Genomic DNA, 15,893 nt, shown 5'->3' with positions numbered 1-15,893 from the left:
ATGCCCATTGCCTCGCTTACTATGGAAAGCGATACTATTTCAAGGTCGCTAAATCTCGGAACGACGCCTGGGCGTGGAATATTACCTTGCTCATTTACTAAATCTTTTGAGAATAGCTTGCATATATCAAGGATTTTTACGAAATTTGTATATAAGTTGTGCATACTGATTTTATAACTTAATGTATTGAGCAATACTAAGTTACAAATAAATTCTTGTATGTACAACTTTTCTTTCATATAAATTTATCTATTATTTTAATTCCGCCAACGGGTTATTTCTACTAAATTCATCATAATATATTCCTATTATAGATACTCTCACACCTCTATGTACAATCATAGTGATACTTTGTTGTAAAAAATCAGCACAACCTAAAGCAAGTACTACTATAATCATAAATACTACTGAACAATAGATAATACGCGCAATATATTTTTCTAACTTTGACCCTGGTAACATCAATTCACTTATACGTGCTTGTTTTTTCTCTAAATCATGAGTTATATAACAACCAAAGTTTAACGTTAATATCAGAAGAATTGATGCAATAGGAGTAAGTGGTGGTAAATAATGAGAAAACAATTCTGTCTTTGTATAAGGAGAGAAATCCCAAACATGAGCTGATACCAGTAATATAAATAGCATAATACCACTCATAGTAAGAAACCACTTTGTCATTTCGCGTCTGCGCACTAACAAAAGACGCGTAAATACTTTCCAAAATCTGTTTATTTTAAATGTCTTCATTTTCTATTCCTCCTTTTTATTTATTGTCTCTAAGATTGTTAACTTTGTTTTGGATACTACTATTTCCTGACATGAAAGTCTTTATACCTTGCTTTACTTTACCATTTAAAATTGCAGAAGCATTGTCTGATGTTGATATTATGGAAGTTTCAGCATCAACATTTTTAATATCAAGATAAGCATTATCTGTTACATTTATATTAGAATTAATAACATTAAAGTGTTCGAAATAAGCATCTGCATTATCCGTAACACTTACTTTTACTTCCTTAGCATAAAGCTGTTTTACATTACATGCCGCATTATCTAATACTTTAATTTCTAATTTTTTAGCCTTAAAATGGTTATTAATATAAAAATCAGCATTGTCATATATAGCAATATTTGTTAATGAAGGTACTATAACAAAAACTTTTATTAATGTAATAGGGTTTGTATTACGATTAAAAATTATAGGATTTTTGTTAGGCAAATCGTTTACTTTTACAAACAACTTCCCTTTTGTCGCACTTACATATACTAAATTTTGCACTTTCTTCGGAGCTTTTACTACTACTTTATATTCTTTCCCTTGAAATAAAGTAACTGAAGCGTTGCCAGATACTTCCATACTATCAAAAGCATTTACATTCATAGTATGAGTAACAACTTTTCCATAAGTAATTCTTTTTCTCAGACAAGAACTATTACTTATAGTTATAACTAATAGAAATATACTTAATCTTATAGCATGTGAGATATATTGTTTCATATATTTAAACTTTATAGATCGTTAGCATTTATATTTTCCTGACTTCTTATATTAACTTTATCATATTGATCGTTTATATAAGATGTTAACAGAACATTATCTTTTAAACAAGTAGCAAGAAGACTATTATTATCTTTATCTATCATAGTAATATTCATAAAACTGTTGTTTCCTATATGAATAAAAACATTTCCGGCGTCAGCAAACTTTAATTTGTTGAAAGAATTTGTTTCTATTATATAAGTTTTTTTTATCATTAGTTTTATTATTTTTTACACATTATACCATAGTTAAAGTAATAAGAGCTAATCCTACAAATAAGATTATATTCCAAAAGCAAAAATTTTTCATGAGAATAACTTATTTTATTTTATCTTTCCTTGTGTTACTGCATTAAATAACAATTCCAGATTAATCTGTGTTTCTGCCTTTCCTTGCTCACGAATAGATATGTAGGCATTACCTTGAAGTGATGGTTCTGCATATACTACATTACTATTCATATCGCTTGGTTGACAATAACCAAAACTATATTTCTGTGTAATTTCATCTATCGCAGCATTTAAACTCACTTCAGAGTGATTTATTATAATAACATGATCAAGTAATTGTTCTATATCATGTACTTGATGAGTGGATATTATAAGTGAAGAATCGTCAGAAAGATTACCTGCTATTACCTTTCTAAATGAAGCCTTTGAAGGAATATCAAGCCCATTAGTAGGCTCATCCATAAGAAGTAGGCTACAACATGATGCCAAAGCAAAGCTCATATAAACCTTTTTCTTTTGTCCCATAGATAATTGCTTAAAATTAATCTCACCAGTAATATCAAAGTCTTTTAGGCAATTATTAAGAACTTCTTTATCAAACTTAGGATAAAAGTCTTGATGAATCCTTATATAAGATTCTAAAGACATATTAGGTAAGTCGTACTCCTCTGGCACAATATAGATATCTTGTAAAAACTCAGGATCACGATTTTTTGTTATATATCCATTTACTTTCACACTACCATTCTTAGGTTTTAGCAACCCTGCTATGAGGTAAAGCAAAGTGCTCTTACCTGTTCCGTTCTTACCCAATAGACCATAAATACGGTTATTAGCCAATTGCAAACTAAAGTCAGAAAACACCTTGTGTTTACTTCCTGAGTAGTTAAATGTTAAATTAGATACTTCTATCATAAGCCTCTTATGTTTTAGAAATTTAAAAATATTAGTGTACCAGGTGAATAGTACACTGCAAATGTAAGATAAATAATAGTATCCTCCAAACTTTTCTACAATAATTTTCAAAAAAAAGAAAATAGTTTAGAACATTATAGCTTCATTTTATATGTAAAAAAGGAAAATTATTGTGTTTTATATAGTTTGGTTATTTCTATTATTAAAGTTATGTAGGGAAAATTTATCTACAACAAAATACTTTATAAATAAAAAGAGCTACACCTATCTTTATATATAGATAGATATAGCTCTTTAATATACAATTATTATTATTAATCTACTTACTTAAATGCTTTTATAACTTTTCTGTTATAATCTTTTCATTTTTTATTCAGATAGAGGATTCTGTTTTATTAGTTCTTTATTTGCCTTTATTTCTTGATATGGTATAGCAAATTGCCAATAAACACTTTCTTTAGTCTTAGGAATATTAAGAGCATTAGCTCCTCTATTACGATTTAGTGCAGCTTCTCTATTACTTTCTTTCAAATAACTAAAGTTTTTTGCTTTAGAACGGTCGAAAACAATACCGAGCCTCTTGATATCAAAGAAGCGTTGTCCTTCCATCCATAAGTCTATTCGCTTATTCCTCATAATCTCTTCTATAAGTTCTTCACCAGATGCTTTTGTGTTATAATCAGGATCACGAGTCTTCATTATAGTGTTAAGTGTCTCACGTGCAGCGTCATCTTCATGCAAACGAGCTTCTGCTTCTGCCTTTATATAATATAATTCTGCCAAGCGCATAATCAGAGCATCTCCCATACCATTATTTGCAGACTTAGCTTTAAACTTAATAGATTGCCCCGTTATCTCCCATTTACCATTATTAGGGAAATATTGAGGATTAGCATCCTTAGGAATAGAGTTGCCTTGATCTAAAGCTACCCACCAACCTCTACGAGCATCATTCTTTCCCATCTTATCGTAAATATCTCTATTTACAGCATAACGTAAGATTTGGTTATAACCTATAAAGTTATATGAATAGTTAGCATAGAAGCTAAAATAGCCATTATCTTGATCTGATGCTTGCCTATATCCCCATATCCACTCAGAAGCATTTAAGTTGTTAAACCCATCTAAAAGAGCTTTTCCACTTTGCAAGGTAGCAGAGGTATGCTTTATAGCTTCATCTGCATGCTCCTTAGCCTTCTCCCAGTCTGACTTACTTAGGTCTATACGAGCAGCTATACCTAAAGCTGCAGAATATGAAATTACATTTTTAACACCACGATCAGGAACATTCTTTAGATAACTTAGCGACTTTGTTATATCCTTATCTATCTGAGCATAAACCTCTGCAACTGTGTTACGAGCCATTGGAGCAATGCTGTCGGTAGAAAGACGTAATGGTACACCCAAATAATCATTAGCCCCTCCTGCTACATAGCGATGTCCAAAGAGCTGAACTAATATATGATAGCTCATAGCTCTAAATGCATATCCTTCACCAAGAAGAACATTTTTATCTTCCTCTGATATGTTTTTATTCGACTCAGTACCATATATCAAAAGATTAGCATGATGAATCAAAGTATAATACATATCCCATACCTTAGCGTTAATATCACCATTAGGATTAATATGATCTTGATAACGATAAATAGACATCCAACCTGCCGGATTAGTATTAATCATATCATCTCCCATCATATCAAGCTGTGCACATAGACTACGATGCCCTACACCGCAAAAATGTGTAGCATCTCCCCAAGCATACATATACATCATATTATGTAATCCATTGAGAAGACCATGCAGGCTTCTGGCATCTTTTATCACTGTCTCTTTGTTTACAGATGTACTCGATTCTGTATTAAGAAAATCATCAGAACATGATATAGAGCTAACTGCTAAGAGCAAAGTTACTAATACTGTATATAATATTTTTTTCATAACCATTCTTTTATAATGTTATAGTTAGAGTTGCTGTAAGTGTACGTGCATAAGCATATCCTGCTGCACCTACTATTCCAGAGAACTGTCCCATAGGATTAAGTCCTTTTCGAGCAGATAATAAGAATAAATTTTCTGCAGCTATACTAATATTTCCTCCTTTAAGATTAACTGCGCTTAGCCAACTCTTTGGTAAATTATAACCTAAGCTAATATTCTTTAGCATAAGAGCAGAGCTTGATACTAAGAAACGATCGCTTTGTGTAGCATCATATCGTCCTCCATTCCCTGCATCTAAGCGAGGTACATCTGTTATATCTCCTTTTTGTTTCCATGCTTTAAGCATATCTACATGCATAGCAGAGCCTGCCTGTAGCTTGCGTCCCATCAAACTAGCATAACCAGAGTCGTATGTTTTGCCACCAAGCTGATAAGAGAAGTTAACCCCCAGCTCGAAATTCTTCCAAGTAAGAGTAGTACCAAATCCACCATACAAGTCTGGAATAGATGTACCACAAAAATGCTTTTTAGCTAATTCTCCGTTCTTAGTTAAAGTAGCCTTCTCACCCTCTGCTGCTAATGGTTTAGCATTAGGATAAAGCTCTTTGTCTAAACGATACATAGCCATACCGTCATCAGGATCTACACCAACATATTCATTTAGATAATAGTCGTATATACTACCACCTTCCATATATTTTTGATAATCTAACTCTATACCGTTTTCGCGGTTTTCTTTAGGAAGTCTTAATATAGTATTAGTAAAGTGTGTTCCATTAAGATTTATCTTCCATGACAAATCATTAGTCTTGACAAGTATAGCATTGATATCAAACTCAAAACCACTGTTACGTATCTTACCTATATTCTTATTTATTTCAGTAACTCCAGTCGAATTGGCTAAAGGATAAGGGAATATCAAGTCAGAAGACTCTTTGTTAAAGTATTCAAAAGTACCATATACTCTACTAAATAAGCTATATTCTACAGCCACATCTAAACTTGTTTGAGCCTCCCAGCGAAGTGTTGGGTCGGCATAAGAATAAAGCCTTAAGCCACCTTCATCAAGGTTATTTGATCCAAAGCTATACAAAGTCTGATAAGCATAGTAATTTTTCTCTAAGTTATCATTACCTGTCTGACCAATAGATGCTCTAAGCTTTAAGTCGTCTAACCATTTAGAAGTACTTTTCATGAAAGCCTCTCTTCCTATGTGCCAGCCTGCACCAACAGCCCAAAAGTCGCCCCAACGGCAATCAGGAGCAAAGCGTGAAGAGCCGTCTCTACGATAAGAAGCTGAGAAATTATATTTCTGTTTATAATCCCAGTTTAATCTACCGAAATAACCTTCCTTCCTATAATTATCAGTATATGAATCTAATCCAACTATATTAGTAAGGTTAGAGAACTCATCAAGACCCAATACCATCATATTCTTTTTTGCACCATTAAGATCGGTAGCAGTATACTTATAAGACTCATGTCCTAACAGAACTGTAATATCATGTTCGCCAAAGGTTTTTGAGTATTCTAAAAGCTGATTAAAAGTAAGCGTGCTGGTAGCAAAATCTTCTATTGAAAGTAATCCTGAAGGCTGGTCGCCCATAATATTATTATATCTAACCTTCTTTTTTATCATACTAAGATCGTATGCAGCATTAATCGTATACTTTAGTTCTGGCATTATTTTAAAAGTAGCGTGCCCACGAGAGCTTAACATATCTCGAGTAGTAGTAGAATGGTCTAACTCTCCTTCATAAACGGGATTAAAACGAGCGCTATACGGACGCCCATTATTATAGTCAAACACCTTCTTACCTGTTTGTGGATCTAATACATATTCGCCTGTTATAGGATCGTGCTTATGTATAGGATAGAAAGGAGCTATACCTTGTAAGAAACTAAAAGAGTTGGAATCGAAATAACCAGATGACTTCTTTGGTGCTACGCTTGCTGCATGTACAAACGACACATTACCACCTAAATCAACCCATTTGTTTACATTATAGTTTAAATTAAGACGACCTGACGTGCGTTCATATTCAGTATTTCTGCGGTAACCTTGCTCTTTAATATGCCCCAAAGACATAAACGTAGACACCTTATCATTACTATACGAACCACTTAGGTTATACTCTCCTCTGTAACCTGTTCTGAAAAGAGCTTTCTCCCAATCTAAATCATCACCCCATTTAAGACCTGTTATTTCTTTATTAAGAGTTCCGTCTGGCATTACTATTTGAGGTACTCCGTCTACCCATTTTGTTTTATCTTGCGTAGTACCAAAAGTGTTTGTTCTTTCATCATAACTAATTCCTGTCTTAATGCCTGCAAAAGGATTAAAAACATCACCACGGAAATCAAAAAACATATCATAGTTAGCCAATAATGCAGCTTGCTCTTTAGACATGCCTTCTTCGAATTGATGCTGATTATACCACTGCTGCCAAAGTACAGGAAAATACTGATTGACACTAAGCGTTTTGTAACGCTCTTGACCACGCTGAGTAATACCTTGACTCGTAGTAAAAGTCAACGTAGGAGCACTACCCTTACGCTTACCTTGCTTAGTGGTTATAAGCACTACACCGTTACCTGCTGACGAACCGTAAAGAGCTGTTGCTGAAGCGTCTTTAAGAATAGATACGCTTGCTATGTCTTGTGGATTAATATCAGCCAAAGAGCCATTATAAACAGAACCATCTACTATATATAACGGATCACTTGAAGCATTGATAGAACCAAAACCACGAATCATAACACCTGAAGATGAGCCCGGCTGACCTAAAGCTGTTGTTACTTGCACACCTGGAGCTGCACCTGCAAGAGCTGTAGACACATTAGTAATAGGACGATTCTCTAACTGCTTAGCAGAGATATTCGACTGAGCACCTACTAAAGATTGTTTCTTAGCCGTACCATACGCCACAACTACTACCTCGTCAATCTCTTTATCATAACTCTGTAAAACTACTCTTATGTTAGATCCTGCTTTTACCTTTGTAGGATGCATACCTACATAAGTAACCTCTAACTGTGCATTAGCAGGAGCAGACACAGCAAACTTACCATCTAAGTCAGTTACAGAACCTGTTTGAGTACCAGATACTCGCACAGAGGCACCTATGACAGGATTACCCTTATCATCTACAACTGTACCTGTAACCTGCGATTGTGCAAAGGCTATACCCGTACTTAGGGCAATACCTGCAAAAATCATATAAAGTCTTTTGGCCATAAGATTTTTGATAAAAATTAAACATTAAACATTTACTGCTCGCAAAAATATATAGTTATCTTTAAATTGCAAAATTTTATTACCTATTTTTTTACTTTTATATGCAAAAAAGTACATTTAATGAAAATTTCATGTCTTATATCATCTTTTATAAAGCCATTTTTAACTTTTTACCCTTCATTAAAGAGCTTACATATCGTTACATTTTCATACAAATCTATTCAATAAAAAATAATAAAGAGAAAACTATAATATATAAAAAACGTCTAAATATAATCTTTCTTTCATGAAAATATCATTTTTAATAAAAAGTATCTCTACATGCTTTTTCACATTTTTGATAAAAAAACATGTACAATAACAAAAAAAACAAATATATAACCACACACAAAAACACTTTATATTAAAGCAAAACAACATTATTTCTTAAGACAAAACACATGTTTTTATGACTAAAACATACTCTTTTTACCATTAATAAGAGTTTATAATATAGTAAAAATAAGCTATTTTTCTTATAAAAATAGATTAAAAATGAATCAAAAATAAGTTATTTTTATTCCTGAAACATTACCTTTTCATCTTTAATAGATGACGTTTTATGTTCTGAAAATTTAACTTTTACAGTTTTTTTAACCAACTATTATTTCTTATCTCTCACCTTAACACTACAAATAGTTATTATTAAAACTGTTAGTTTTTTACTTACTAAAGATAATTTATTAGTAATTTTGCAACTAATATTTTTACACAAGGTAAGAAAATATGGCAAATTTAAGATTTAACGTAGTAGAACGTGCTTTTAAAAAGCGCCCCCTCCCTGTAGAAGTACCAGAAATGCGTCCAGCAGAGTATTATGGTAAGCTTGTTTTCAATCGCGAAAAGATGTACAAGTATCTATCTTTGGAGGTTTATGAGAAGTTAGTAGATGTCATCGATAATGGTACACGGCTCGACCGCTCCATAGCCGATGCAGTGGCACAAGGTATGAAGCAATGGGCTTTAGATAATGGTGCTACTCATTATACTCACTGGTTTCAACCCTTAACTGAAGGTACTGCCGAAAAGCACGATGCTTTTGTAGTCCATGATGGCAAAGGAGGTATGATGGAAGATTTCTCTGGCAAGCTCCTTGTACAGCAAGAACCTGATGCCAGCTCGTTCCCAAATGGCGGTATACGTAATACTTTCGAGGCAAGAGGATATTCAGCATGGGACCCTACAAGCCCGGTATTTATCATTGATGACACTCTTTGTATACCAACAATTTTTATTTCTTATACTGGTGAGGCTTTAGATTATAAAGCACCATTACTAAAATCACTTCGAGCAATAAATAAAGCTGCTACAGAAGTATGTCAATATTTCGATCCAAATGTAAAACAAGTACATGCCAATCTTGGCTGGGAACAGGAATATTTCCTTGTAGATGAAGATCTTTTCTTTGCTCGTCCAGACTTAGTACTTACTGGTAGGACCTTAATGGGGCATGATTCGGCTAAAAACCAACAGATGGACGACCACTATTTCGGTACAATACCTGAACGTGTACAGGCATATATGAAAGACCTTGAGATAGAAGCCTTACAACTTGGCATTCCCGTTAAGACACGTCATAACGAAGTAGCACCGGGACAATTTGAATTAGCACCTATCTTTGAGGAATGTAATTTAGCTGTAGATCACAACATGCTGCTTATGTCGCTAATGAAAAAGATAGCACATAAGCATAGCTTTCGTGTGCTTTTACATGAAAAACCTTTTAATGGTATAAATGGTAGTGGCAAGCATAACAACTGGAGCTTAACCACAGATACGGGAGTTTTACTACATCGTAACGGTAAAACCCCAGAAGACAATTTGCGCTTTGTAGTATTTATTGTAGAAACATTGATGGCTGTTTATAAGCATAATGGGTTATTAAAAGCATCGGTTATGAGTGCTACTAACGACCATCGTTTAGGTGCTAACGAAGCTCCTCCTGCTATCATCTCCTCCTTTTTAGGTACTCAGCTTACAGAGTTGCTTGATCATATAGAGCTGGCTGATAAAGAAGAATTATTCACTTTTGAAGGTAAACAAGGAATGAAACTGGACATTCCTGAAATACCTGAACTTCTAATAGATAACACAGATCGTAACCGTACCTCACCATTTGCCTTCACAGGTAACCGCTTTGAGTTTAGAGCTGTTGGTTCTGAAGCTAACTGCGCATCAGCTATGATAGTACTAAACACTGCAGTAGCTGAAGCCTTAATACACTTTAAAAAACGCGTAGATACACTCATAGCAAAAGGAGAGAATAAAACTTCTGCCATCATTGATATTATTCGTGAAGACATTAAGACATGTAAACCAATACGATTTGACGGCAATGGATATAGCGAAGAGTGGAAGCAAGAAGCATATAAACGAGGATTAGACTGCGAACCAAGCTGCCCTATATGTTTCGATCGTTACCTTGATAAAGAAAGTGTTAAAATGTTTGAGCTTACAAACGTAATGACGAAAAACGAATTATTAGCACGTAACGAGGTGAAATGGGAAACTTACACAAAGCGCATTCAGATAGAAGCACGTGTTATAGGAGATATTGCCATGAACCATATAATACCTGTAGCCACTGAATATCAAACGCTATTAGCTAAGAACGTTAAAAGCATGATGGACATATTTGGAGGAGAAGAAGGGAAAAAACTTACTGAGAGCAATATTAGTATAATAAAAGATATTGCTAATCGTATTAAAACTATCGAAATAGATGTAGAAGAACTTGTCAATACACGCAAGATTGCTAACAAAATAGAAAGTCAACGCAAAAAAGCCATTGCATATCATGACACTATAGCACCTAAGATGGAAGAAATACGCTATCAAATAGATAAGTTAGAACTTATAGTAAGCAATGAGCTTTGGACACTTCCCAAATATCGAGAACTACTTTTTATAAGATAATAATTTTATATATAATAAAACTTCTATCAACTTCTATAAATCAGGACTGATACTTCTCTCGAAGTATCAGTCCTTTTTGTTATTCCCATTTGGGAAAATATTACAACAAATAAAGATAATTTGTCGGGATAACCAGACTCGAACTGGCGACCCCTACGTCCCGAACGTAGTGCGCTACCAACTGCGCCACATCCCGAATTGATAAGGCAAAGGTAGTAAGATTAGTTGGAAAAGAAAAGATAAGATGCAAGAAATAAGCTAAAAACATACATACGGTTCAAGCCGTAAGATAGCATCTTGCGGAAAATCTTTAAGCAAACGCAACTGAGAAAGCGATGTTAGTCTTCCCTTTAGACGACGATAATCGCATATAGCACGAGCCTGATAAAAGTTAATATAAGGGTGTTTGCGTAGCTGAGACAAAGTTAACTTATTTAGATTTAACCTTTCTGTATGCACTCCTTTTACCTCAAAGAAAGGTAATGCCTCTTCAGGAAAGTTATCAATCTCCTTCAATTGACCCACGGCAACATACCCTCCTAAACGCTTTCCATATGAAACGATAGCCTTAGCCCAACCAGATCCTATACACGGAACTTTCTTTAATAAGGTTGTATCTGCATTAGCAAGATTAATTTTCTGCCCCAACTTTATCTTAATAGGATAACGTATCGTATCGCGATCATACTCTTTATAGGCATGATACTTATCTTTAGCTTTAAAAGCTCTAAGAGCTTCCATTGCCTGATGTTGCCGTTCAGCCTTACGCTCTTGATAAGCACGCACAGAAGCTAATGTTGATGCAGGAAGAAAGTCGTCGCTTATACGTATAAAAGGAGCAAGCTCTTGATATTGTTTTCTGGTCATACCATAAATTTTAGCAAACTCTTCTGGTGCATGATATACTCCACCCTTAGCCCTATAACGGTATATATTACGTATTTGAAAGGGAGATAGACCTAATTTTCGTAACGTTACGCTGTCTGCTGTATTAGGGTCAAACGTAAAATATTTAGTATTTGCTAATCGGTCTAACTGATAATTATTAGAATGTATATCTGTACCTGAAGCAGATATACCTACAATAGAATCGTTCTTTATATCATCGGAAGTATAAGAATATCTATTACCAATAAAATAAATAATAACACCTGATAGCAAAAATAATGCTACCAAGAAAATTACAGCTCTACGATCAGAGCGATGAAGGTAAAAAAAGGATTTTATTTTCAAATGCTTCTTAAAGAAAAAAAATAAAAAAACTTATTTACAAACAGCTTTTCTTGCTTTATTGATACTCTTCTTCTAAACTATCTTTCCATAACTTAAAAGGATTTCTACGCATGTGCGAATTATAAAAACGATGATCTCCTGTAACCTCTACGCCTATAAAAGATGGTTTATCAAAATATTCTTTCTCGTTACTTAGTTCTACTTCTGCCATTACTAACCCTTCATTATCTCCATGAAACTCATCTACTTCAAATGTATGTCCTGCATAATTTATTAGATAACGATGCTTATCTATTATACCTACATCACAAAGATACAATAAGTTTTTAGCCTCTTCCATGGATATTTCTTTCTCAAACTCATAACGAGATAAGCCTCCATTACGTGATGGACCCTTAATAGTGAGGAAAGCTTTATTATCACATACTCGCACACGCACTGTGTTTACAGAAGCAAAATAACCTTGCTTAATATGCATACAGCTATGTGCCAAAGCCTTCCAATCATAATTCTTATGCACTAAAAACTTGCGTTCTATCTCTATCCCACTCATAAATCAACACTAAAATGTTTATCTAAAAGAGATTAATAAGATAATAATACATAATAACAACAATACTATAGCAATACCTAATATTACCGTTTTACCTTGCTTTTCCTGTTGTTTAGCACGCTGTTTTTTTCTTAAATTCTTGGAATTATTCATAGTTACATGGTTTAAAAGATTGTTATACTATATGTTTTGCTCTTCTGTTGGAAACTCCATCAGATATGCTTTTATAAAATCGTCTATCTTTCCGTTCATCACTCCTTCAACATCAGAAGTTTGATAATTAGTACGATGATCTTTAACACGCCTATCATCAAAGACATAACTACGTATTTGGCTACCCCATTCTATCTTCTTCTTTGCTGCCTCTACTTTAGCTTGTGCCTCCATACGCTTCTTCATCTCACGATTATATAGCTGCGATTTAAGAAGTTGCATTGCCTTTGCACGATTCTTTGGCTGATCGCGTGTTTCTGTGTTTTCTATTAATATCTCTTCCTTTTCTCCTGTATCTGGATCTTCATATTGATAGCGCAACCTTACTCCGGACTCCACTTTATTAACATTTTGTCCTCCTGCACCACTTGAACGGAAAGTATCCCAACTTACACGAGCAGGATCAACATATACCTCTATGGTATCATCGACTAATGGTGTAACGAAAACAGATGCAAAACTGGTCATTCTCTTACCTTGAGCGTTAAACGGACTTACTCTAACCAATCTATGTACTCCATTCTCACTCTTCAAATAACCATACGCATACTCACCCGATTCAAATTTCATTGTAACGCTCTTAATACCTGCCTCATCTCCTGAAAGAATATCAGATATTGTTACTTTATAACCATGAGCTTCTCCCCATCGCATATACATACGCATAAGCATCTCTGCCCAGTCTTGACTTTCTGTACCTCCAGCACCAGAATTAATCTTCATAACACACTCCATAGGATCCTCTTCCTGACGAAGCATATTCTTTAACTCTAAATCTTCAATGGTTGAAACTACTTTATTATACATAGTATCAACCTCGTCTTCAGTAACAAGTTTGTCTTTATAGAAATCGAAAGCTAATTGCAACTCCTCTGCTTGTGCTTTAGCTTTATCATAACCTTTCACCCATCGCTCTATCTCCTTTACCTTTTTCATCTGCTGACGAGCATAATCTGGACTCTCCCAGAAATCAGGAGCTTGTGTGCGAAGCTGTTCTTCTTCAAACTCTATACGTTTCTTATCAATACCTAAATAACGTTTTAAAGACTCGACACGCGAAAGTATATCTTTTAATTGATCGGATGTTATCATATAACTTTTATATTAACTCCGTTATATTTATACTAATGAAGAGGTAGTGTTGGTAAGATCTGTTTCTTCATACATAGCATTAATAATATTGGAGAAATTCTTTATCACTACAGAACGCTTTAATTTTAATGTATTTGTAAGCTCACCACTCTCCATAGAAAAATGATGTGCTAACAAAGTAAAACGCTTTATCTGTTCATACTGTGCTAAATGTTGCTGAAGAGTTTCTATACGATCGCGCATCATATCATTGACACGTTTGTCTGAACAAAGCTCCTCTCTGCTAGAAAAACTAATATTATGCTCCTTTGCCCACTGCTCCAACAAGCGAAAATCTGGTACAATAAGTGCAGAAACAAACTTACGCTGATCGGCTATTATTGCCACTTGCTCTACAAACTTATCTACAAGCAACATTCCCTCTACCATTTGCGGAGCTATATATTTACCGTTTGAGGTCTTGAATAAGTCCTTTATACGTTCTGTTAAAAACAATTCGCCGTCTTTTAAATAGCCTGCATCTCCTGTATGAAAAAATCCATCTTTATCGTAAGCTGCTGCTGTTATAGCATCGCGATGGTAATAACCCGGGGTTATTGTAGGACCTTTCAATAACACTTCGCTATCCTTACCTATACGTATCTCAATGCTATGGATAGGACGCCCCACAGAACCTATAGTATAAGGTTTACCTTTATGGTCGCAACTCACAGTAGCTAAGCTCTCTGTTAAACCATAGCCCACGATCATATCTATACCAATACTATGCACAAACTCTTCTATCTCTGGAGATACATACGCGCCTGCTGTTGGAAAAATATTTGGATTAAGAAGTCCTAATTGCTTTCTAACTAAACTTAATACAGTGGAATTATAAAACCTATATTTAAGCTCCAAGCCTAAAGGAACTCGCTTTCCCTTAGACTTATAAAAAACATTACGACTACGACCTATATGCAAAGCCTTATAAAACAACCTACGTTGTAAGATGTTAGAACTATCCATACGATCCTTTACTGCAATATATACCTTCTCCCAAAAACGTGGCACTGCTGCCATACATGTAGGGTTTGTTTGCCTCATTGATGTGAGAATATCCTTAGGATCGGTATTCACTATTAGCTCCGTACCAAAAGTTAGAGCAAGATAAGCCCAACCGCGCTCAAAGACATGAGTAAAAGGTAAAAAATTAATAACCTTATCATGCTCTGTAAGAGGCACACAACGGCCATTAGCTTCCATAGCTGCATCAAACATCTTATACGTTAGAATAACACCCTTACTATCACCTGTTGTGCCACTTGTATATAAAATACAACAAATATCATCTAAAGAAGCCTCTCGCCATAAGTTCTCTACCTCTGACTGTCTTGGCAAATTAGCACCTATTTTTAGGAAGTCTTCAAAATAAAGCGCATTAGGATCGTGTGTACTAATACGCACATTTTTATCAAAAACAATAATACGCTCAAGTGTTGGGCATAGTGGAAAAATACGGTGTGCCTTATCATATTGCTCCTGTTCACCTACAAAAAGATATTTTATAGATGCATCTTGTATCATATATTGTATCTGCTGCTCAGAGCTGGTAGCATAAAACGGAATACTTATTGCACGTATACCATACGCCCCAAACTCTGTATATAGATACTCTACACAGTTCTGCGCAAACACACCTATAGTTTCTTGTGGCTTAACATTCAGATTAAGTAGTGCATTAGACACCTCTTTCACACGGGTAGAAAACTGATTCCAATCTACCGTTTTCCAGTCAGTCCCACCAAATTCTTTAAATTTAAGAACTGGCTTCTCACCAAATTTCTTTGCCTGCTCGTGAATAAGAAAAGATAGGTGACATCTTGCTTGCATTGTTTTATAACGTTTATGTGATACTTATTTTTAATCAAGACCTTTTATGCAATAGATAAAAAAATATAATATTTATAACCTATAGCTTTTGCAAAAATAAGAAATATTAGT

The 15,893-nt window shown here is 34.5% G+C and carries 11 protein-coding genes, 1 tRNA gene and 1 pseudogene; 1 reads left to right on the top strand and 12 read right to left on the bottom strand.

Translation table 11 applies throughout. The annotated features are described in order from the left end of the window. The 7 genes and pseudogenes from F596_RS11535 to F596_RS0107555 all read right to left on the bottom strand — a co-directional run. Positions 1–239: pseudogene (locus F596_RS11535) on the bottom strand (IS982 family transposase); the annotation flags it as partial. Between the two features lie 13 nt (positions 240–252). Next, positions 253–750, bottom strand: a complete 498-nt coding sequence (locus F596_RS0107580; RefSeq protein ID WP_019036472.1) for a hypothetical protein — start codon at positions 748–750, stop codon at positions 253–255. Positions 751–766: 16 nt separating this feature from the next. Beyond that, the gene (locus F596_RS0107575; RefSeq protein WP_024992766.1) at positions 767–1,501 is read right to left on the bottom strand and encodes a GIN domain-containing protein; all 735 of its coding nucleotides are present in this window, start codon (positions 1,499–1,501) and stop codon (positions 767–769) included. Positions 1,502–1,512: 11 nt separating this feature from the next. After that, positions 1,513–1,758: a hypothetical protein gene (locus F596_RS0107570; RefSeq protein ID WP_008450792.1), complete on the bottom strand. Its 246-nt coding sequence runs from the start codon at positions 1,756–1,758 to the stop codon at positions 1,513–1,515. Positions 1,759–1,866: 108 nt separating this feature from the next. Beyond that, entirely contained in the window at positions 1,867–2,688 is an 822-nt protein-coding gene (locus F596_RS0107565) for an ABC transporter ATP-binding protein (RefSeq protein WP_008450847.1), read from the bottom strand. A 369-nt stretch (positions 2,689–3,057) separates the two neighbouring features. Next, on the bottom strand, positions 3,058–4,629 hold the full coding sequence (locus F596_RS0107560; protein WP_024992765.1) for a RagB/SusD family nutrient uptake outer membrane protein: 1,572 nt from the start codon (positions 4,627–4,629) through the stop codon (positions 3,058–3,060). 10 nt (positions 4,630–4,639) lie between these two features. Continuing rightward, on the bottom strand, positions 4,640–7,867 hold the full coding sequence (locus F596_RS0107555; RefSeq protein ID WP_024992764.1) for a SusC/RagA family TonB-linked outer membrane protein: 3,228 nt from the start codon (positions 7,865–7,867) through the stop codon (positions 4,640–4,642). A 765-nt stretch (positions 7,868–8,632) separates the two neighbouring features. Here F596_RS0107555 and F596_RS0107540 point away from each other — a divergent pair. Continuing rightward, a complete protein-coding gene (locus F596_RS0107540; protein WP_008450838.1) occupies positions 8,633–10,822 on the top strand; it encodes a glutamine synthetase III family protein in 2,190 nt (729 codons plus the stop codon). Positions 10,823–10,945: 123 nt separating this feature from the next. On the opposite strand, the gene F596_RS0107535 is transcribed toward F596_RS0107540, so the two are convergent. The 5 genes from F596_RS0107535 to F596_RS0107515 all read right to left on the bottom strand — a co-directional run bounded on the left by F596_RS0107535 (position 10,946) and on the right by F596_RS0107515 (position 15,782). Then, positions 10,946–11,018 (bottom strand) — tRNA-Pro (locus F596_RS0107535). Between the two features lie 62 nt (positions 11,019–11,080). After that, entirely contained in the window at positions 11,081–12,055 is a 975-nt protein-coding gene (locus F596_RS0107530; protein WP_019036467.1) for a ComEA family DNA-binding protein, read from the bottom strand. A 55-nt stretch (positions 12,056–12,110) separates the two neighbouring features. Then, a complete protein-coding gene (locus tag F596_RS0107525; RefSeq protein WP_019036466.1) occupies positions 12,111–12,608 on the bottom strand; it encodes a CYTH domain-containing protein in 498 nt (165 codons plus the stop codon). Positions 12,609–12,788: 180 nt separating this feature from the next. Continuing rightward, on the bottom strand, positions 12,789–13,913 hold the full coding sequence (gene prfB, locus F596_RS0107520; protein WP_008450807.1) for a peptide chain release factor 2: 1,125 nt from the start codon (positions 13,911–13,913) through the stop codon (positions 12,789–12,791). A 27-nt stretch (positions 13,914–13,940) separates the two neighbouring features. After that, on the bottom strand, positions 13,941–15,782 hold the full coding sequence (locus tag F596_RS0107515; RefSeq protein ID WP_019036465.1) for an AMP-dependent synthetase/ligase: 1,842 nt from the start codon (positions 15,780–15,782) through the stop codon (positions 13,941–13,943). Positions 15,783–15,893: the final 111 nt, after the last annotated feature.

Source organism: Prevotella amnii DSM 23384 = JCM 14753 (genome assembly GCF_000378745.1).
Classification (GTDB): domain Bacteria; phylum Bacteroidota; class Bacteroidia; order Bacteroidales; family Bacteroidaceae; genus Prevotella; species Prevotella amnii.
Note: the sequence above shows the minus strand (reverse complement) of the source record. Positions and strands in the feature narration are given on the sequence as shown.

What these genes read in the sequence shown, in the direction of transcription:
- F596_RS0107515 (WP_019036465.1), bottom strand. Translation starts at nt 15,782, where the DNA reads ATGCAAGCAAGATGTCACCTATCTTTTCTTATTCACGAGCAGGCAAAG.
- F596_RS0107570 (WP_008450792.1), bottom strand. Translation starts at nt 1,758, where the DNA reads ATGATAAAAAAAACTTATATAATAGAAACAAATTCTTTCAACAAATTA.
- F596_RS0107565 (WP_008450847.1), bottom strand. Translation starts at nt 2,688, where the DNA reads ATGATAGAAGTATCTAATTTAACATTTAACTACTCAGGAAGTAAACAC.
- F596_RS0107555 (WP_024992764.1), bottom strand. Translation starts at nt 7,867, where the DNA reads ATGGCCAAAAGACTTTATATGATTTTTGCAGGTATTGCCCTAAGTACG.
- F596_RS0107540 (WP_008450838.1), top strand. Translation starts at nt 8,633, where the DNA reads ATGGCAAATTTAAGATTTAACGTAGTAGAACGTGCTTTTAAAAAGCGC.
- prfB (WP_008450807.1), bottom strand. Translation starts at nt 13,913, where the DNA reads ATGATAACATCCGATCAATTAAAAGATATACTTTCGCGTGTCGAGTCT.
- F596_RS0107575 (WP_024992766.1), bottom strand. Translation starts at nt 1,501, where the DNA reads ATGAAACAATATATCTCACATGCTATAAGATTAAGTATATTTCTATTA.
- F596_RS0107560 (WP_024992765.1), bottom strand. Translation starts at nt 4,629, where the DNA reads ATGAAAAAAATATTATATACAGTATTAGTAACTTTGCTCTTAGCAGTT.
- F596_RS0107525 (WP_019036466.1), bottom strand. Translation starts at nt 12,608, where the DNA reads ATGAGTGGGATAGAGATAGAACGCAAGTTTTTAGTGCATAAGAATTAT.
- F596_RS0107580 (WP_019036472.1), bottom strand. Translation starts at nt 750, where the DNA reads ATGAAGACATTTAAAATAAACAGATTTTGGAAAGTATTTACGCGTCTT.